The 17,801-nt window shown below is 51.3% G+C and carries 21 protein-coding genes; 11 read left to right on the forward strand and 10 right to left on the reverse strand.

The genetic code is table 11. From position 1 onward, the window contains the following. Nucleotides 1-303: 303 nt before the first annotated feature. The 3 genes from treC to treR form a co-directional block, all read right to left on the reverse strand. Nucleotides 304-1,956 (reverse strand): alpha,alpha-phosphotrehalase, encoded by a 1,653-nt coding sequence (treC, locus tag OGY17_RS08495; RefSeq protein WP_286606880.1) that lies wholly within the window; start codon nt 1,954-1,956, stop codon nt 304-306. 49 nt (nt 1,957-2,005) lie between these two features. Continuing rightward, entirely contained in the window at nt 2,006-3,424 is a 1,419-nt protein-coding gene (treB, locus tag OGY17_RS08500; RefSeq protein WP_286606882.1) for a PTS trehalose transporter subunit IIBC, read from the reverse strand. Nucleotides 3,425-3,581: 157 nt separating this feature from the next. Continuing rightward, entirely contained in the window at nt 3,582-4,529 is a 948-nt protein-coding gene (gene treR, locus OGY17_RS08505; RefSeq protein WP_032942194.1) for a trehalose operon repressor TreR, read from the reverse strand. Nucleotides 4,530-4,720: 191 nt separating this feature from the next. Between treR and mgtL the strand changes: the two genes are divergently transcribed. From mgtL to OGY17_RS08540, 8 genes are all read left to right on the forward strand, one after another. Next, nucleotides 4,721-4,774: a mgtA regulatory leader peptide MgtL gene (gene mgtL, locus OGY17_RS23270; protein WP_223240846.1), complete on the forward strand. Its 54-nt coding sequence runs from the start codon at nt 4,721-4,723 to the stop codon at nt 4,772-4,774. 144 nt (nt 4,775-4,918) lie between these two features. Then, nucleotides 4,919-7,627: a magnesium-translocating P-type ATPase gene (gene mgtA / locus OGY17_RS08510; protein ID WP_502872489.1), complete on the forward strand. Its 2,709-nt coding sequence runs from the start codon at nt 4,919-4,921 to the stop codon at nt 7,625-7,627. 375 nt (nt 7,628-8,002) lie between these two features. Beyond that, nucleotides 8,003-8,980: a TRAP transporter substrate-binding protein gene (locus OGY17_RS08515; protein ID WP_008786055.1), complete on the forward strand. Its 978-nt coding sequence runs from the start codon at nt 8,003-8,005 to the stop codon at nt 8,978-8,980. Between the two features lie 62 nt (nt 8,981-9,042). Then, nucleotides 9,043-9,552 carry a TRAP transporter small permease gene (locus OGY17_RS08520; RefSeq protein ID WP_020996255.1) on the forward strand — a complete coding sequence of 170 codons (510 nt, stop codon included), beginning with the start codon at nt 9,043-9,045 and terminating at the stop codon, nt 9,550-9,552. A gap of 30 nt (nt 9,553-9,582) precedes the next feature. Then, nucleotides 9,583-10,869 carry a TRAP transporter large permease gene (locus tag OGY17_RS08525; RefSeq protein ID WP_003830349.1) on the forward strand — a complete coding sequence of 429 codons (1,287 nt, stop codon included), beginning with the start codon at nt 9,583-9,585 and terminating at the stop codon, nt 10,867-10,869. Nucleotides 10,870-11,062: 193 nt separating this feature from the next. After that, nucleotides 11,063-11,473 (forward strand): hypothetical protein, encoded by a 411-nt coding sequence (locus OGY17_RS08530; RefSeq protein ID WP_286606884.1) that lies wholly within the window; start codon nt 11,063-11,065, stop codon nt 11,471-11,473. A gap of 255 nt (nt 11,474-11,728) precedes the next feature. Then, nucleotides 11,729-12,148 (forward strand): hypothetical protein, encoded by a 420-nt coding sequence (locus OGY17_RS08535; protein ID WP_267440342.1) that lies wholly within the window; start codon nt 11,729-11,731, stop codon nt 12,146-12,148. Then, nucleotides 12,145-12,513 (forward strand): hypothetical protein, encoded by a 369-nt coding sequence (locus OGY17_RS08540; protein WP_286606887.1) that lies wholly within the window; start codon nt 12,145-12,147, stop codon nt 12,511-12,513. Before OGY17_RS08535 ends, OGY17_RS08540 begins: the two co-directional genes overlap by 4 nt. 34 nt (nt 12,514-12,547) lie before the next feature. Here the strand turns inward: OGY17_RS08540 and ridA are convergent, their stop codons facing one another. From ridA to pyrL, 5 genes are all read right to left on the reverse strand, one after another. Beyond that, on the reverse strand, nt 12,548-12,934 hold the full coding sequence (gene ridA, locus OGY17_RS08545) for a 2-iminobutanoate/2-iminopropanoate deaminase (RefSeq protein WP_000047544.1): 387 nt from the start codon (nt 12,932-12,934) through the stop codon (nt 12,548-12,550). A gap of 76 nt (nt 12,935-13,010) precedes the next feature. Next, nucleotides 13,011-13,472 (reverse strand): aspartate carbamoyltransferase regulatory subunit, encoded by a 462-nt coding sequence (pyrI, locus tag OGY17_RS08550; protein WP_003025816.1) that lies wholly within the window; start codon nt 13,470-13,472, stop codon nt 13,011-13,013. Between the two features lie 13 nt (nt 13,473-13,485). After that, nucleotides 13,486-14,421, reverse strand: a complete 936-nt coding sequence (pyrB, locus tag OGY17_RS08555; protein WP_003025818.1) for an aspartate carbamoyltransferase — start codon at nt 14,419-14,421, stop codon at nt 13,486-13,488. Between the two features lie 2 nt (nt 14,422-14,423). Then, complete coding sequence (locus OGY17_RS23275; RefSeq protein ID WP_106875647.1) at nt 14,424-14,477, reverse strand: pyrBI operon leader peptide; 54 nt, start codon at nt 14,475-14,477, stop codon at nt 14,424-14,426. Continuing rightward, the gene (gene pyrL, locus OGY17_RS08560; RefSeq protein WP_003025819.1) at nt 14,458-14,559 is read right to left on the reverse strand and encodes a pyr operon leader peptide; all 102 of its coding nucleotides are present in this window, start codon (nt 14,557-14,559) and stop codon (nt 14,458-14,460) included. Before pyrL ends, OGY17_RS23275 begins: the two co-directional genes overlap by 20 nt. Before the next feature lie 238 nt (nt 14,560-14,797). On the opposite strand from pyrL, the gene OGY17_RS08565 reads away from it, so the two are divergent. Then, nucleotides 14,798-15,250 (forward strand): YhcH/YjgK/YiaL family protein, encoded by a 453-nt coding sequence (locus OGY17_RS08565; RefSeq protein ID WP_126957090.1) that lies wholly within the window; start codon nt 14,798-14,800, stop codon nt 15,248-15,250. 106 nt (nt 15,251-15,356) lie between these two features. Here OGY17_RS08565 and argF read toward each other — a convergent pair whose 3' ends face one another. Together argF and argL are read right to left on the reverse strand one after the other, a co-directional pair. Further along, nucleotides 15,357-16,361 (reverse strand): ornithine carbamoyltransferase, encoded by a 1,005-nt coding sequence (gene argF, locus OGY17_RS08570; RefSeq protein ID WP_100271585.1) that lies wholly within the window; start codon nt 16,359-16,361, stop codon nt 15,357-15,359. Then, nucleotides 16,331-16,426: a putative translational regulatory protein ArgL gene (argL, locus tag OGY17_RS23320; RefSeq protein WP_370867251.1), complete on the reverse strand. Its 96-nt coding sequence runs from the start codon at nt 16,424-16,426 to the stop codon at nt 16,331-16,333. The genes argF and argL overlap by 31 nt, the downstream gene beginning before the upstream one ends. 98 nt (nt 16,427-16,524) lie before the next feature. Here argL and rraB point away from each other — a divergent pair, with 98 nt between their 5' ends. Next, nucleotides 16,525-16,950, forward strand: a complete 426-nt coding sequence (gene rraB / locus OGY17_RS08575; RefSeq protein WP_003025845.1) for a ribonuclease E inhibitor RraB — start codon at nt 16,525-16,527, stop codon at nt 16,948-16,950. A 51-nt stretch (nt 16,951-17,001) separates the two neighbouring features. Beyond that, the gene (gene miaE / locus OGY17_RS08580) at nt 17,002-17,760 is read left to right on the forward strand and encodes a tRNA isopentenyl-2-thiomethyl-A-37 hydroxylase MiaE (protein ID WP_008786061.1); all 759 of its coding nucleotides are present in this window, start codon (nt 17,002-17,004) and stop codon (nt 17,758-17,760) included. The last annotated feature ends 41 nt before the right edge of the window (nt 17,761-17,801 follow it).

The following is a 17,801-nucleotide window of genomic DNA, read 5'->3' on the forward strand; positions in this document are numbered from 1 at the left end:
TATCCACAATTCCACCGTTAAACGGTGCACTGTAGTTGTAGCAATTGTAGTCGATTAATACAACATATTGGGTCGGCGTGCATTTTAAGTTCTATATGTAGTGATTTGCATCAAGGATGTTTACGATTTATTTGATGTAGCGCAAAGTAAAAATCGGAGCGTACAGATGACGGGCAGTACAGCGATTGTAAATTGTGGGCAGAAAATTCTGATTAATTATTCAACAAAAACAGGAAGCTAAGCTAAGCGTATATAGCAACGCCCGGTAGCGCTATGCGTACCGGGCCTGAACATAATTGCAAGCTATTTTTGCAACCACCAGACGGCCTCAAAAGGACGCAGTGTCATGTCCCCAGGTTGGCTGGCAACCTCGGCATAGTTGTGCATCAGCACCTGCCAGTTTCCGTCGGTCTGGGCTGGCTGCCAGCTCTGAAAGGTACCGCTCAGATTGGCAATGACCAGCAGCCGCTGCCCTTGCCACTCTCGTTGATAGCACCACAGATGCGGGCTGTCCGGTAGCAGATCCTGGTAGTCGCCCCAGGTGATAACCGGCTCCGCTTTGCGCAAGGCGATCAGCTTCTGATAGGTGTAGAACACCGAGTCGGTATCGTTCAGTGCTGCCGCCACGTTGATGTCTGCTGCGTTGTCACACAGATTGATCCACGGCTCGCCGTAGGTGAAGCCCGCGTGTTTGCTGCTATCCCATTGCATCGGCGTGCGGCTGTTATCGCGTGATTTACTGGCGAGGATCGCCAGCAGTTCTTGCGCATCGCGTCCCTGGCCGTTCAACTCGGCAAACATGTTATGGCTTTCCACATCGCGATAATCGGTAATCTGGCGGAAGTGCGGGTTGGTCATGCCAATCTCTTCACCCTGGTAGATGTAGGGGGTGCCCTGCATGCCATGCAGCACCATCGCCAGCATTTTGGCCGACGGAACGCGGTATTTACCTTCATCGCCAAAACGCGACACGATGCGCGGCTGATCGTGGTTACACCAGAACAGCGCGTTCCATGCCTGATTGTGCATGCCCTGCTGCCAGTGGCGGAACAGGGTTTTTAGCGCCACATAATCGGGTTTTGCTAACGTCCACTTCTCACCGTTGGGGTAATCCACTTTCAGGTGGTGGAAGTTAAAGGTCATCGACAGTTCACTACCATCTTGTGCGGCGTACTGCTGGCAATGTTCAAGCGTAGTGGAAGACATTTCGCCGACCGTCATCAGGTTGCGTGGAGTAAAAACATCGCGGTTCATCTCACGCAAAAATTCATGCGCCCGTGGGCCGTCGGTATAAAAACGCCGTCCATCGCCGTCGGGATCGTTCGGGAAGTCCTGGTCTTTAGAGATAAGATTCACCACGTCGAGGCGCAATCCGTCCACGCCGCGATCGGCCCAAAACTCGCATACTTTCTTAAGCTCGGCGCGGACCGCTGGGTTTTCCCAATTCAGGTCGGCTTGCTCCGGAGCAAAGAGGTGCAGATAGTACTGCTCGCTTTCGGCGTGCCAGCCCCAGGCGTTGCCGCCAAACTTGGAGCGCCAGTTATTCGGCGGGCAGTCTGGCGTGCCGTCGCGCCAGAGATAAAACTGACGATACGGGCTGTCTTTATCCAGCGCTTCACGAAACCAGGCGTGCTGGGTTGAGGTGTGGTTAAACACCATGTCGAGAATAATACGGATGCCGCGCGCTTTCGCCTGCGCCACCAGTTCGTCAAAGTCTTCCAGCGTGCCGTAGGCCGGATCGACAGACGTGTAGTCTGCGACGTCGTAACCGTTATCAACCTGCGGCGAAATATAGAACGGCGTCAGCCAGATGGCATCAACGCCCAGCTTTTGCAGATAGTCGAGGCGCTGCGTCACGCCGCGTAAATCTCCGGTGCCGCTGCCGGTGGTGTCCTGAAAACTCTTGGGATAAACCTGATAGATAACGCCGTTTTGCCACCAGTGGGGAATATTCATGGTTGTTTCCTGGGAATACGCTGGGGCGCAACTGCGCCCCGAAGAAAAGTTAGACAATCTGTAATGTGCCCAGACGGTGTTTACGCTGGTAAACGAATGAGGTCAGTACCATTGGGATGACAATCGCAATGACCATCACCATGCCAAAGACCTGCCAGTAAGTCGGCTGGATGGAGAGGATGCCCGGCAAACCGCCGACGCCAATCCCGTTTGCCAGCACACCGTTCAGGCCGCACAGCAGTCCGGCGAGACCGGAGCCGATCATCGCGCACAGCATCGGGAAGCGGTATTTCAGGTTGATCCCGTACATTGCCGGTTCAGTTACCCCGAGATAGGCGGAGATCGCGGCAGGAACGGAAATTTCACGTTCGTTGTGTTTGCGACTGGAGATAATGATCCCGACCACCGCAGAGGCCTGAGCGATATTCGACAGGGCGATCAGTGGCCATACCGGCGTACCGCCCATGCTCTGAATCATCTGCATGTCGATAGCCAGCGTGGTCTGATGCACACCGGTGATCACCAGCGGGGCGTACAGGAAGCCGAACAGCGCCGCGCCAATCGGAGCAAAACTGCCGGTCAGCAGATGACGGACCGCAAACGCGACACCGTCGCCAATCATGCGGCCAAATGGACCGATAAAGGCATGCGCAAGGAATACCGCAAGGATCAGCGAGCACACCGGGACGATCACCAGATACAGGTAATCCGGGACGATGCGCTTCATGCGTGTTTCAATAAACCCGAGCGCCAGCCCGGCCAACAGTGCCGGAATGACCTGCGCCTGGTAGCCCACTTTCTCAATGCTGAACAGGCCGAAGTTCCACACGTCCGGCGCCTGCTGACCGAGCAAATAGGCGTTCATCAGTTGCGGAGAAACCAGGGTCACGCCCAGCACAATACCGAGGATCGGCGTACCGCCCATTTTCTTGACTGCCGACCAACAAATCCCGACCGGCAAATAGAAGAAGATCGCTTCGCCAATCAGCCACAGGAAGTCATAGAGGGTTTTCAGCGAAGGATGCATCTGCGCCAGCGTCTGCCCGTTACTCATGGGCAGATCGCCGATCACGTTACGGAAACCTAAGATCAGGCCGCCGCTAATCAGCGCTGGCAGCAGCGGGAAGAAGATCTCCGCGAAGTGAGAGATCAGCTGTTCATGCCATTTCATGTTCTGCCGCGCCGCTTTCTTTGCCTGCTCTTTGTCGGCACTGGCTTGTCCGGTGGTCGCCAACAGCGCTTTGTAGTAATCGCCCACCTCGGTGCCAATTACCACCTGAAACTGCCCGGCGTTGGTGAAGCAGCCTTTGACCATTGGCAACAATTCGATCTCTTTCGGCCTGGCGTTTGCAGGCTGATTCAGCACAAAACGCAGGCGAGTAATGCAGTGACTCACTGTAGCGATATTGTCGCGCCCGCCAACCAGCTCAATTAGCCGGTCAATGTCTGCTTGTTTTATTTTGCTCATGATGGTGTGTGTTCCCCGTAGACCGGAAAAGACGCTGTTGCGTCGTCATTCGGCAACTCTCTCGTTGTTGGCGCCAGAGTATATCTTCGATGAATATTTAAAAATGGGAACGTTCCCGAAACGCAGCGAAGATCACAAATTAATGCTCAGAAAGCGATCAGGAGAGGGTGGAAGGAATAACGATTTGTCGTGGTTCGCTGCGGCCGTTGATCTGTTCGATCAGCTGCGAGGCCGCTTGTCGCCCGGCTTCGGCGTATCCTGGATCGACGGTGATAATTTCCGGATGGAGGAATTTCATCAGCGGCGTGCTGCCCACGCTCGCCAGCTGCAGGTTCTCAATCCGCTGCTCCTGCAGATATTTGCTGACCCCAAGGGCAAGGGTATCCGTCGCACAGACTAAAGCGGTGGTTTCCGGGGTGATGACGTTGGCGGCCTGCTCATAGCCCTGCTTCATGGCCAGACCCGGCAGCGCGGCCACAGGATGTAGTTTGTGTTTTTTACAGAATGCCAGGTAGGCCTCATGGCGGCGTTTACCAGTGGTCACATCGCTATGCGGAACACCAAGAAAGCTAATATGGCGATGCTCGCGTTCGTATAAACGCTGCATCAGGGTACGAATGGCACCCTCATCGTCATAGCAGACGGAGGCAAAGCCTTTGGCATCTCTAGCCAGCAGCACCAGAGAATCCTGCCAGGAGGCGAGCATGGCTTCAGTAATGCCGGTAAAACCAAACAGCACCACGCCATCAATGTTGCGGCGTCTGAGCATGCCGAGATGTTCTTCAACCAGCTCGGGCGAGAACTGGCTTTCCATCATGATCGGATCGTAGCCCTGTTCATAAAAGGCGGGCAGCATGGTCTGCACGGCGAGATTTTCTGAAAGAGAATCCAGGCGCGTGACGATAATCGCCACCACCTTGTCGCTTTGTCCGCGCATGGCGCGTGCGGAGCGGGAAGGGGAAAAACCGTGCTGATTCATCACCGCCTCAACGCGTTCGCGGGTGCGTTCACTCACGCCGCTTTCATTGTTGAGCACACGGGAAACGGTTGATTTTCCCACACCGCTTAAGCGGGCGATGTCTTTAATGGTCAGCCGATTTTGCATCCTGTTTTCCCGTGTTGCGTGTGAAGTTATGCCAAATAGAGAATAACTTTACTCAAGCGCGGCGCAATGGGCAAAGTCTGGTATACGTTTGGTTTAGTTTCCATGGTTTATCATACCGCCATAATTGCCACAAACCTTATGGTTTTCTGCGTATAATCCGCGGCGCAAATCATTCACTTACCGGAGGCTATATGGATCCCGATCCCACCCCTCTCCCGAGATGGAGAAACAACCCTTTCCGGTAAGCCTGTCTTTCACTGTCTTACCGGAATAGTAAGACAGTGACGTTCTGACGTCCCTGTTGTGATTTTAATATTGCCACCAGGCAAGGCTTTGCCACGCCTGAAGGATTTACTGCGCCTGTTTATACAGGTGCAGAGGGACTGCCTATGTTCAAAAATATGACCCGCCAGCTGTTTGCCCGGCTAAGCCGCCATTTACCGCATCGTCTGGTGCATCGTGATCCATTGCCGAATGCTCAGACCGTTGCCAGCACGCCGATCCCGCCATCGCTAAGCGAACATTGCCTGAAAATGGCGCTGATGGACGAAGACGCGCTGTGGAAAACGTTCGGCGCTCATCCGGAAGGCTTAAACGCCGCAGAAGTCGAAAACGCCCGCGAAATACATGGCGAGAACCAGTTGCCGGCGCAGAAGCCGTCGCCCTGGTGGGTGCATCTGTGGGTCTGCTACCGCAATCCGTTTAATATACTGCTGACCATTCTCGGGGCGATTTCCTATGCCACCGAAGATCTGTTTGCCGCTGGCGTCATCGCCCTGATGGTCGTCATCTCTACGCTGCTGAATTTTGTGCAAGAGGCGCGTTCCACCAAAGCGGCTGATGCGCTGAAAGCGATGGTCAGCAACACCGCCACGGTGCTGCGCGTCATCAACGAGAAAGGGGAGAACGGCTGGGTTGAACTGTCGATCGACCAGTTGGTTCCCGGCGATGTCATCAAGCTGGCGGCAGGGGATATGATCCCGGCCGATCTGCGCGTGGTACAGGCTCGTGACCTGTTCGTAGCCCAGGCTTCGCTGACCGGTGAATCGCTGCCGGTGGAGAAAGTGGCAACCAGTCGCGATCCGCAGCAAAGCAACCCGCTGGAATGCGATACCCTGTGCTTTATGGGTACCAACGTGGTGAGCGGCACGGCGCAGGCCATCGTGATTTCAACCGGCGCCAATACCTGGTTCGGGCAACTGGCGGGTCGCGTCAGCGAGCAGGAAAGCGAGCAGAATGCCTTCCAGAAAGGGATCAGCCGCGTCAGCATGCTGCTGATCCGCTTTATGCTGGTGATGGCGCCCATCGTGCTTATTATCAACGGTTACACCAAAGGTGACTGGTGGGAAGCGGCGCTGTTTGCCCTGTCTGTGGCGGTGGGACTGACTCCAGAAATGCTGCCGATGATCGTCACCTCAACGCTGGCGCGTGGGGCGGTGAAGCTGTCAAAACAAAAGGTTATCGTTAAACATCTCGACGCTATCCAGAACTTTGGCGCGATGGATATCCTGTGCACCGATAAAACCGGCACCCTGACTCAGGATAAAATTGTACTTGAGAATCATACGGATATCTCAGGAAAGCCCAGCGAACACGTCCTGCATTCTGCGTGGCTGAACAGCCATTATCAGACCGGGCTGAAGAATCTGCTGGATACGGCGGTGCTGGAAGGTGTGGACGAAGAATCAGCCCGCCAGCTCTCGACTCGCTGGCAGAAAATCGATGAGATCCCGTTTGATTTCGAACGTCGCCGCATGTCGGTAGTGGTGGCAGAAGAAACCGATGTGCACCAGTTGGTCTGTAAAGGGGCGCTACAGGAGATCCTCAGCGTATGTACCCAGGTGCGTCACAACGGTGAGATTGTCCCGTTAGATGACAACATGCTGCGTCGGGTGAAACGCGTTACGGACACGCTGAACCGCCAGGGGCTGCGTGTGGTGGCGGTGGCGACGAAATACCTGCCAGCGCGTGAGGGTGATTACCAGCGTATTGATGAATCAGATCTGATCCTCGAAGGCTATATTGCGTTCCTCGATCCGCCGAAAGAGACCACTGCGCCGGCGCTCAAAGCGCTAAAAGCCAGCGGTATTACGGTGAAAATTCTCACTGGCGATAGCGAGCTGGTGGCGGCGAAAGTGTGTCATGAAGTGGGGCTGGATGCGGGCGATGTGGTTATCGGCAGCAGCATTGAGGGGTTAAGTGACGATGAGCTGGCCCGACTTGCCCAGCGTACCACGCTGTTTGCTCGTCTGACGCCGATGCATAAAGAGCGCATTGTCACGCTGCTCAAGCGCGAAGGCCATGTGGTCGGCTTTATGGGCGATGGTATAAACGATGCCCCGGCGCTGCGCGCGGCGGACATTGGTATCTCCGTTGACGGCGCGGTTGATATTGCACGTGAAGCGGCGGATATCATCCTGCTGGAAAAGAGCCTGATGGTGCTGGAAGAAGGGGTGATTGAAGGACGCCGTACCTTCTCTAACATGCTGAAGTACATCAAAATGACGGCCAGTTCAAACTTCGGTAACGTGTTTAGCGTACTGGTGGCGAGCGCCTTCTTACCGTTCCTGCCGATGTTACCGCTGCACTTACTGATTCAGAACCTGCTGTACGATGTATCCCAGGTGGCGATTCCGTTTGATAACGTCGACGAAGAGCAGATCAAAAAGCCGCAGCGCTGGAATCCCAGCGAATTGGGCCGCTTTATGATCTTCTTTGGACCGATCAGCTCGATCTTTGACATTCTGACCTTTTGCCTGATGTGGTTCGTCTTCCATGCCAATACGCCTGAACATCAGACGTTGTTCCAGTCTGGCTGGTTCGTGGTGGGCCTGCTGTCGCAAACGCTGATTGTGCATATGATCCGTACCCGTCGTGTGCCGTTCATCCAGAGCCGCGCCGCGTGGCCGCTGATGTTGATGACGCTGGTGGTGATGGTCGTCGGCATTGCATTACCGTTCTCGCCGCTGGCCAGCTATCTGCAATTGCAGGCATTACCGCTGAGCTACTTCCCGTGGCTGATTGCGATTCTGGCGGGTTACATGACATTGACTCAATTAGTGAAAGGTTTTTATAGCCGTCGCTACGGCTGGCAGTAAACATAAAACGCCTCAGCAGGATGGTGTTAATACCATCCTGCATTCCTCATTTTCATTCGAAGATATTACCTCACAACATTAGTGTTTTATTTTTATTGAAATGCTAACGGGTGTTATTAGTATCAAATCGCCTTCCTTGCGTTGTTTTTTTATCAATAAAACGATCTGCATTGCAAAAATGAAACAGTGTGCTAAAAATTTTAAGCGTCTGCGATTTTTTGTGAACGCAGTCATCGAAATAAATTGTTACACCAGTTAGTCTGCGCAGGTAACGTCGTTAAGAAAGTTTCTCGCTGCCCGTTTTTAATTCCGGCAGTCATTTGCTCTGCAAGCTATTCCTGTTAATGGATATTATGAACTTCTGGAGAAGGACAAATGAAACTGACAAAAAACCTGTTAAGTCTGTGTATTGGCGCGTCTGTATTACTGATGAGTCATGCAACGCTGGCACAAACTTTTCGCGCCGCAGATGTGCATCCGGCTGATTACCCGAACGTTGTTGCAGTGAAACATATGGGGGAAAAACTTAGCGCCGCGACCGACGGGCGTCTGGAGATTAAAACATTTCCTGGTGGCGTGTTAGGCGATGAAAAACAGATGATTGAACAGGCGCAATTAGGCGCTATCGATATTATTCGTGTCTCAATGACGCCTGTTGCCGCCATTCTCCCTGAAATTAACGTGTTTACCCTGCCATATATTTTCCGCGATGAGGACCATCTGCATAAGGTTCTCGACGGCATGATCGGGCAGGAAATTGGCGACCGTCTGACGGCTAATACCAAATCGCGGCTGGTGTTTCTCGGCTGGATGGATGCCGGCACGCGTAACCTGATCACCAAAAATCCGGTGGTGAAACCGGAAGATTTACACGGTATGAAAATCCGCGTTCAAGGAAGTCCGATAGCGCTGGATACCCTGAAAGCGATGGGCGCTAACTCCGTTGTCATGGGCGTCAGTGAAGTATTTAGCGGCATGCAGACCGGCGTTATTGATGGCACGGAAAATAACCCGCCAACGTTTGTTGCGCATAACTATTTGCCGGTCGTGAAAAACTATACCTGGAGCAAACACTTTATTATTCCTGAGCTTTTTCTGTTTTCGAAAGCTAAATGGGATAAGTTGAAAAAAGAAGATCAGGATCTCATTATTAAACTCGCCAAGGAAGCACAGATAGAGCAACGAAAACTTTGGCAGGATTATAATGCGAAATCACTGGAGACCATGAAAGCCAACGGCGTTCAGTTCCACGATATTGATACGGACTATTTCTATAAAGCCACGCAGTCAGTGCGGGATAATTATGGTAAAGACCACCAGGATTTGATCAAACGTATTCAGGATGTGAAGTAATTCATCAGGTGGAGGATATCAACCCTCCGCCTGAATCTTTTGATTAATTCGAGGTGATAATTATGGGTGAATGCTATTCATCGGTAATGGATTTTCTTTATCGGGTGTCAATGTGGATTGCCGGTATCGCATTATTGGTCATGGTCGCCATTATCCCCATTGGCATATTCGCGCGTTATGTTCTGAATAACGCCCTGTCATGGCCTGAACCCGTCGCTATTCTCTGTATGGTGACATTCACCTTTATTGGCGCGGCGGTGAGCTATCGTGCAGGCTCGCATATCGCGGTGAGCATGGTGATTGACCGTCTGGGGGATGCTTCCCGCCGTTATTGCTCGGTAATCGCTGACGTTATGTTGGTGGCGATAAGTCTGTTCATTCTGTGGTACGGAACCAATCTCTGTCTTGAACTGTGGGACCAGCCTGTGGCGGAATTCCCGCTTTTAAGCGCCGGGCAAAACTATCTTCCGTTGCCGATAGGCTCTGCCATAACGCTGCTGTTTATCGCTGAAAAGATTTTCCGTGGTCCGCAGTACCAACGTCCCGTTGTCATGCTGGGATCGACCAGCTAGTTACCGCCCCCATTTCAGAAAGGAAAGCAGATGGATGCATTTATTCTTGTCTTTACGCTCGGCATTATGCTGGCGATTGGGGTACCGGTAGCGTACGCAGTTGGCATTAGCGCCATCATTGGGGCCTGGTACATAGATATTCCGCTGGAAGCGGTAATGATCCAACTGACCAGCGGGGTGAACAAATTCTCTCTGTTAGCGATCCCATTCTTTATTCTGGCCGGGGCTATTATGGCCGAAGGGGGAATTGCGCGGCGACTGGTGAACTTTGCCTATATTTTTGTTGGTTTTATCCGCGGCGGACTGTCGCTGGTAAACATTGTGGCATCAACCTTTTTTGGCGCCATTTCCGGATCGTCGGTGGCTGATACCGCGTCCATTGGTTCGGTAATGATCCCGGAGATGGATAAAAAAGGTTATCCGCGTGACTTTGCCGCAGCGGTAACGGCCAGCGGTTCGGTACAGGCGATTCTTACGCCGCCCAGCCATAACTCGGTTATCTACTCGCTGGCAACCGGTGGCACGGTGTCGATTGCCGCGCTGTTCATCGCCGGGATCCTGCCGGGGCTGCTGTTAAGCCTCAGCCTGATGGTGATGTGTGTGGCGTTCGCGCACAAGCGCGGTTATCCAAAAGGAGAACGTGTACCGTTTCGCCAGGCACTGAAGATTTTCGTTGATACGCTGTGGGGCCTGATGACCGTTGTGATCATCATGGGCGGTATCCTGTCAGGTATCTTTACCGCAACGGAGTCTGCGGCAATTGCCTGCCTGTGGGCCTTCTTTGTCACCATGTTTATCTATCGTGACTATAAATGGTCTGAGCTGCCGAAGCTGATGTTCCGCACGGTGAAAACGGTCACTATCGTCATGATCCTGATAGGCTTTGCCGCCGCGTTCGGTGCTGTCATGACTTATATGCAGTTGCCGATGCGTATCACTGAAGCCTTCACCAGCATCTCGGACAACAAATACGTCATCCTGATGTGTATTAACATCATGCTGCTGCTGATCGGTACGCTGATGGATATGGCACCGCTGATCCTCATTCTGACGCCGGTTCTGCTGCCGGTGACCAACGCGCTCGGCATTGATCCGGTTCATTTTGGCATGATCATGCTGGTGAACTTAGGGATCGGCCTGATTACGCCGCCGGTAGGGTCGGTGCTGTTTGTGGCCAGTGCGGTGAGTAAACAGAAAATAGAGCAGGTGGTGAAGGCGATGTTGCCATTCTACCTTGTGCTATTCCTGGTGCTGATGCTCGTGACGTACATTCCGGCGATTTCGCTGTTCCTGCCGAAACTGTTTGGTGTGATGTGATAAATGCCCGGTGGCGCTTACGCTTACCGGGCCAACCTAAATTCATTCCGGGCTTCCATGCCCGTTTTTTTTTGTGTTTCAACCAATACAGCTAAATATTTTCTGAATTATGGCATTGCCAGTGTCTTCCAACAGAATATGCTAGATTATAAATGTTAACATCTTGTCATGTTAATTATTCTTAGGAAGTATTATGTTCGGTTATATATTGGGGAGAGAGGAACCTGAATATAGTGTTGATGTTGGAAGTGGTGAATGGTGTAGTGCGGGGCATTTGTCAGATCAATTTTATTATTATAAATATTACCTGGAGCAGTTGATTGATGGGAGCTTATATTTAAAGTATCGCTATCCTTTTTCACGAGAAAATTTACTGCATTATTTGCAAAATACAGGTGAAGACATACATATTAACTTAACTGATATGATGGGAAAATCAGCCCAGTTAAGGGATAATTATGTACAATTATTGAATGAGGCAAAGAGTTTTTGTAAAACATTACCGCCAGGTCAACATGAGTTTACTTCTGCGCATGTTAATACTGATGATTTTATTTCTAGCGATCCAGACTTGTTTTATGCTATAGGAGGTTATCAATACTAGGGTAAAGGTCGGGTGCAAATTACCGAAGATAAGTATAAAAATAAGATGAGCAATGGTAGTAGATTATGTAGTTATAATTTGACATTTCAGTTTAAGTTTTTTGACAGGTATAACTGGAATGTAAGTGTCGCAAATTCTGGCGTTCGTTTAGGTAGTGTCGTTCCTGTGAGTGATAATTTTATGGGGAGGTTTCATCAGGAGTGTCTGGCCAGAGAGTACAATATTTTGGTGCCATTGAGTCAGAGGTAAAATGGCATGACTGAGCATAGCACTTTATTTTACATGGAAAAAATACTCACTTTCGCTTTAGTTTGTGCCTTTTGTTATATGCTGTATATTATTTCGGTTTGCTGGTTACCCGTGCGTGAAAGTCACTATCTTCTGGTTGTACAATGGTGCCGTAACGATGATTCAAATACCCACTATGCAAAGAATTTATCTTGGCATGGTTTATATGTTTATTTGGAGAAATCGTCTGGGAATATTATTGTAAGGGAAATGAACACTCCTCTACACGATCCATTTCAGCCTTACCGGTACGTTTACCGTAAAATTGCACATGAAAATGATATATCCTTGGTCGCAGAGAAATGGGGGGTAATTAAGTGTCAGGAAAAAAATAAAGCGATCATTGGTTCATCTGGCTATTCTTTTTTATGGGGACATGATCAATGAACACTTTTATAAGACGAACTACTCTAAAAATATTTTTTTTACTAATTATAATGTTTATCTGTGTTTTTTCTATTGATTCAGTTGAAAGATATAACAATATTGTTAGTTTTAATATTCACAATAAGATAGTTTATACATTGGAAAAGATGAAAAATGATAGTGATGATGATATTAAATTTAATGTTTATAGTTCAAGGTTGAACTGGGTTTTAGGACAAACCTGTTTCTCAGAGAATATAGAGTTACAGCAGAAAGGGGAAATGGAATTATATAATTGGGGAGTGGGGATAATCGAAAATGAAACCATCACCTTAAAGAATAATGGAAGAGAATTGATTTTTTCAGTTATAGGCTGCAATACTTAAGGAACCCTGCCAGAGCAGGGCTCTCTAATAAGACTTAGCGACGAACGGCGATCGCTTCAATCTCGATTTTCACGTCTTTTGGCAGACGGGCAACTTCTACGCAAGAACGCGCAGGGAAGGTCGCGTTGTGTTCGGTGAAGAACGCTTCGTAGGTCGCGTTTACAGTTGCGAAATCGTTCAGGTCTTTTACGAAGACGGTCGTTTTTACGATGTCGCCCACTTTCAGGCCTGCTGCTTCAACGATAGCTTTTACGTTTTCCAGCGACTGACGTGCCTGAGCGGACACGTCTTCCGCTACGGCACCGGTTTTCGGATCGACCGGGATCTGACCGGAAGTGATTACCATGCTACCCAGGTCAACGCCCTGAACGTATGGGCCGATTGCTGCTGGTGCATTTTCCGTCGCGATAGTCTTGCTCATGATTTCTCCTGAATTACAGCGGTAGTAGAATGTTCCCGCTCATTATAGGGAGCCGGGATCTCATAACCAACCCCAATTAGTTGGCCAGCACCACATAATGCGAAAACTCTTTTTCACAGTATTTGCATTTGAGTGCGATGTCATCGGCACGCTTTTTCACTGCAAAACTGGAGGAAACCGGCTCAGCATGGCTGATACAGTTGCTGTTCGGGCAAACCAGTACATTGTCGATACGCTCAGGCAGGCTCGGACGTGATTTACCCACCACGTCGTAATCGTCAATGCGGTTTACCGTTGCCTGCGGGGCGTACAGGGATAGCTGGTTTACCTGCTCATCGGTCAGGAACGTGTTTTCAATTTTAATCAGGTCCTTACGGCCCATCTCGCCTGATGGCAGGTTCAGGCCGATGGTGATACGCTGGTCGGTTTCCGTCAGTTTGAACAGCGTCAGCAGCTTAAAACCAACCTGTGCGGGAATATGGTCAATCACGGTGCCACGTTTGATGGCTTCAACCTGCAGTTTGTTATCGTGTGTCATCTCTTTTTCTCCCTTACAGTGCCAGTTCGCTATTCAGTACCAGTGCCAGTAACGCCTGGCGGGCGAAGATGCCGTTGCCAGCCTGCTGGAAATACCAGGCGTGCGGCGTCTTGTCGACGTCGGTGGTGATCTCATCGATACGCGGCAGCGGATGCAGTACCTTCATGTTTGCTCTGGCGCCGTTCAGATCGCTGGCGCGCAGAACAAACTGCGCTTTCACGTTGGCGTATTCGGACGGGTCCAGACGCTCTTTTTGTACGCGGGTCATATAGAGGATATCGACCTCCGCCATCACCTCTTCAATAGTGCCGTGCAGGCTCCAGGCGATACCTTTTTCATTCAACATATCCAGAATGTATTGCGGCATGGCCAACGCGTCCGGGGCGATGAAGTAGAAACGGTTACCTTCAAACTTCGCCAGCGCCTGGGTCAGGGAATGGACGGTGCGGCCATATTTCAGGTCACCCACCATGGCGATGTGCAGATTGTCCAGGCGACCCTGAGTTTCCTGAATGGTGAACAGATCCAGCAGCGTTTGGGTGGGATGTTGGTTGGAGCCGTCGCCTGCGTTCAGTACCGGAACGTTACCGGAGAACTCCGTAGCCAGACGCGCGGCGCCTTCCTGCGGATGGCGCATTACGATGGCGTCGACATAGGTGCTGATGACGGAAATGGTATCGGCCAGCGTTTCACCTTTTTTGCCCAGAGAGGTATTGCTGCTGTCAGAGAAACCCACCACGCTGGCGCCCAGGCGGTGCATGGAGGTTTCAAAGGATAAACGGGTGCGGGTTGAGGCTTCAAAGAAGCAGCTGGCGATAACCTTATGCTTTAACAGCTCCGGCTGTGGGTTAGCTTTTAATTTCGCCGCTGTTGCGAGGACCAGATTGAGGTCATCGCGGCTGAGGTCGTTTATGGAAATGATGTGTTTTTGATAGAGCGGGTTAGCCATGTTTATCTCCTGACGCCTGGGCAAAAAAAAAGCCCCTCAATTGAGGGGCTCGGAATGGGTGATCAACGGAAAGAAAAACGGCAGGCCAGCGTCCTTTTTCAGACGCGGTAAGACAAAATGTCGTACACACTGAACCATACATCCTCCCGGCAAATTGTTCGCGATTATACTCAGCTCCGTTATGGGATCAAGCGAAAAATGCACAAATTATTCATCGCAAACGATTCTCATGAATATTCATTCACCCTGAATGCCAAACAGCAACAATGAGATAAACATGCGTTGACGCAAAATATTGGCAAATAGCAGTAGTATGGCAGACCGTTTTTTCGTATAACAACTAAAATGAAACGATGTTTTAATTAAGGGGTTTGAGATGATTGTCGGCAATATTCACAACCTGGATGCCTGGCTGCCGGAAGAGCTGCGTCAGGCGATTGAACACATTAAAGCGCATGTGACGGATGAGACGGAAAAAGGTAAGCACGACATCGACGGCGATCGTCTGTTTTATCTGATTGCTGAAGATATGACGGAGCCGTTTGCACAGCGCCGTGCTGAGTATCACGCGCGCTATCTGGATATTCAGATCCTGCTCAAAGGTCAGGAAGGCATGACCTTCAGCACGCAGCCTGCGGGCGCGCCGGAAACTGACTGGCTGGCGGATAAAGATATCGCCTTCCTGCCGGAAGGGGGACAGGAAAAAACGGTGGTGCTGAACGAAGGTGATTTCGTGGTGTTCTATCCGGGCGAAGTGCATAAACCGCTGTGCGCGGTCGGTGCACCAGCGCTGGTACGCAAAGCCGTGGTGAAAATGCGGGTGGCATAAGCGTATGTGCCGGGGGCGGCTTCGCCTTGCCCGGCCTACGGGAGCGCTATTGTAGGCCGGATAAGATGCTTAGCATCGCCATCCGGCATTCTTTTCATCCATGCTCTTACTTCGCCAGCGTCGCCACCATCACCGCTTTGATGGTGTGCATCCGGTTTTCTGCCTGATCAAATACGATACTGGCGGGGGATTCAAAGACCTCATCGGTCACTTCCATTCCACCGTGCAGACCATATTCCTGTGCCATTTGTTTGCCAAGCGTGGTTTGATCGTCATGAAACGCGGGCAGGCAGTGCAGGAATTTCACCTGCGGATTGCCGGTCAACGCCATCATCGCGCTATTAACCTGGTACTTACGCAGCAGCGCAATACGTTCGGCCCACTTCTCTTTTGCCTCGCCCATTGATACCCAGACGTCGGTATAGATGAAGTCCGCGCCTTTCACGCCCGTGGCGACATCTTCGGTCAGCGTAATATTGCCGCCGTTTTTCTGTGCCAGCGCTTTGCACTCCGCAACCAGACTTTCTTCCGGCCAGCAGGCTTGCGGTGCGACCAGACGCAGATCCAGCCCGGTTAACGCGGCGGCTTCCAGCATGGAATTGCCCATATTGTTACGGGCATCGCCGGTGTAGACCAGCGTCATCTCATTAAACGCTTTACCCGGCAGGTGTTCCTGCATAGTTAACAGATCCGCCAGGAGCTGGGTGGGATGAAACTCGTTGGTTAATCCGTTCCACACCGGGACTCCGGCATATTCCGCCAGCGTCTCGACAATCTCCTGACCGTGGCCCCGATACTGAATACCGTCGTACATGCGGCCGAGCACGCGGGCGGTGTCTTTGATCGACTCTTTATGGCCAATCTGGCTGCCGCTTGGCCCGAGGTATGTCACGCGCGCGCCCTGATCGTATGCGGCAACTTCGAAAGAGCAACGGGTACGGGTTGAGTCTTTTTCGAAGATGAGCGCGATGTTTTTACCGGTGAGCTTTGCGACTTCAGTGCCGTTTTTCTTTTCCGCCTTCAGCTGTGCGGCGAGCTGAAGCAGTGACGTGAGTTCAGCAGAGGTGAAATCAAGCAGTTTCAAAAAATGTTTCTGATAAAACGCAGACATGGTTCCCTCACATGGCTTAGGCCATTTATTGAATTAAAATTCAATTTATATGGGTGTTTATTCATTTGCAACCTTGTTTAACAAATCTTTCCTGGAAAGGTGGAGGCAATGACAGCGGTATGTGACAATAAGAGTATCGGCAGGACATTATGAGGAACGAGCCATGGCAAACCCGGAACTACTGGAAGAACAGCGTGAAGAAACACGCTTGATTATTGAAGAGTTACTCGAAGATGGCAGCGATCCAGACGCGCTGTACACCATCGAGCATCACCTTTCCGCGGATGACTTCGAAACCCTGGAAAAAGCGGCAGTAGAAGCCTTCAAGCTGGGTTATGAAGTGACCGAGCCGGAAGAGCTGGAAGTGGAAGAAGGCGACACGGTTATTTGCTGTGACATTCTGAGCGAATGTGCACTGAATGCGGAGTTGATCGATGCTCAGGTTGAGCAGCTGATGAACCTGGCTGAAAAATATGATGTGGAATACGACGGTTGGGGCACCTATTTTGAAGACCCGAACGGCGAAGAAGGTGAAGACGGCGACGATGAAGACCTCGTCGACGAAGATGATGACGGCGTGCGTCACTAAGTCATCTACTGACCTGCGGTAGCCCAGGCTGCCGCAGGCCAAGGACAACGTATGGATTACCTGCAAATACTCTCCCCGATCCACAACTTCCTGCACTGTAAAACGCCCCAGGCCTGGCTTGATAAAGCGCGGGACCCGGCAAATCTGCCTCTGTTATTGACCGATCACCTCGTCTGTGAGCTGAAAGCGGCGCAAACGGCGATGCTTTTGGTGCGTAAGTATGTTGCGGATAAACAGGGATCGCAGGCGCTGCTGGACTGGCTGAAACCCTATGAAGCGTTTGCTTTCAGAGAAGGAGATGAGCCGGATTTTATCGCGCTGAATAAACAGATAAGCAAAAGCGTGATGCCGCAAACCGACGACCCGTGGGGACGCAAGCTTATCGACAGCATGGTTTTGCTTATCAAAGAAGAGCTGCATCACTTCTGGCAGGTGCGTGAGGCGATGATGAGCCGCAACATTCCCTATATCAAGATTACCGCCAGCCGTTATGCCAAAGGCATGCTCAAAGAGGTACGCACCCATGAGCCTTTAACGCTAATCGATAAACTGATTTGCGGGGCTTACATTGAGGCGCGTTCCTGCGAACGGTTCGCCGCGCTGGCGCCGTATCTGGATGACGATTTGCAGGCGTTTTATCTGTCGCTGCTGCGATCCGAGGCGCGGCACTATCAGGATTACCTGGCGCTGGCGCAGCAGGTTTCAGCCGATGATATCAGTAGCCGGGTGCGGTTTTTTGGCGAAGTAGAAGCCGCGTTGATCACCTCTCCTGACGATGAATTCCGCTTCCACAGCGGTGTGCCAGCTTAGTTCCTTTGTTTGACGCGCGGTGTCCATCGCCGCGCGGATTA

The sequence above is a fragment of the Citrobacter sp. Cpo126 genome, from assembly GCF_030332445.1.
GTDB classification, from domain to species: Bacteria; Pseudomonadota; Gammaproteobacteria; order Enterobacterales; family Enterobacteriaceae; genus Citrobacter; species Citrobacter portucalensis.

Bases quoted from the DNA above. Each gene is read 5' to 3' on its own strand.
- OGY17_RS08535 (WP_267440342.1), top strand. From the start codon at position 11,729: ATGACTGAGCATAGCACTTTATTTTACATGGAAAAAATACTCACTTTC.
- rraB (WP_003025845.1), top strand. From the start codon at position 16,525: ATGGCAAACCCGGAACTACTGGAAGAACAGCGTGAAGAAACACGCTTG.
- OGY17_RS08530 (WP_286606884.1), top strand. From the start codon at position 11,063: ATGTTCGGTTATATATTGGGGAGAGAGGAACCTGAATATAGTGTTGAT.
- OGY17_RS08565 (WP_126957090.1), top strand. From the start codon at position 14,798: ATGATTGTCGGCAATATTCACAACCTGGATGCCTGGCTGCCGGAAGAG.
- ridA (WP_000047544.1), bottom strand. From the start codon at position 12,934: ATGAGCAAGACTATCGCGACGGAAAATGCACCAGCAGCAATCGGCCCA.
- pyrB (WP_003025818.1), bottom strand. From the start codon at position 14,421: ATGGCTAACCCGCTCTATCAAAAACACATCATTTCCATAAACGACCTC.
- treR (WP_032942194.1), bottom strand. From the start codon at position 4,529: ATGCAAAATCGGCTGACCATTAAAGACATCGCCCGCTTAAGCGGTGTG.
- OGY17_RS08520 (WP_020996255.1), top strand. From the start codon at position 9,043: ATGGGTGAATGCTATTCATCGGTAATGGATTTTCTTTATCGGGTGTCA.
- miaE (WP_008786061.1), top strand. From the start codon at position 17,002: ATGGATTACCTGCAAATACTCTCCCCGATCCACAACTTCCTGCACTGT.
- pyrI (WP_003025816.1), bottom strand. From the start codon at position 13,472: ATGACACACGATAACAAACTGCAGGTTGAAGCCATCAAACGTGGCACC.
- argL (WP_370867251.1), bottom strand. From the start codon at position 16,426: ATGAATAAACACCCATATAAATTGAATTTTAATTCAATAAATGGCCTA.
- treC (WP_286606880.1), bottom strand. From the start codon at position 1,956: ATGAATATTCCCCACTGGTGGCAAAACGGCGTTATCTATCAGGTTTAT.
- OGY17_RS08515 (WP_008786055.1), top strand. From the start codon at position 8,003: ATGAAACTGACAAAAAACCTGTTAAGTCTGTGTATTGGCGCGTCTGTA.
- OGY17_RS08525 (WP_003830349.1), top strand. From the start codon at position 9,583: ATGGATGCATTTATTCTTGTCTTTACGCTCGGCATTATGCTGGCGATT.
- OGY17_RS08540 (WP_286606887.1), top strand. From the start codon at position 12,145: ATGAACACTTTTATAAGACGAACTACTCTAAAAATATTTTTTTTACTA.
- treB (WP_286606882.1), bottom strand. From the start codon at position 3,424: ATGAGCAAAATAAAACAAGCAGACATTGACCGGCTAATTGAGCTGGTT.
- mgtA (WP_502872489.1), top strand. From the start codon at position 4,919: ATGTTCAAAAATATGACCCGCCAGCTGTTTGCCCGGCTAAGCCGCCAT.
- argF (WP_100271585.1), bottom strand. From the start codon at position 16,361: ATGTCTGCGTTTTATCAGAAACATTTTTTGAAACTGCTTGATTTCACC.
- pyrL (WP_003025819.1), bottom strand. From the start codon at position 14,559: ATGGTTCAGTGTGTACGACATTTTGTCTTACCGCGTCTGAAAAAGGAC.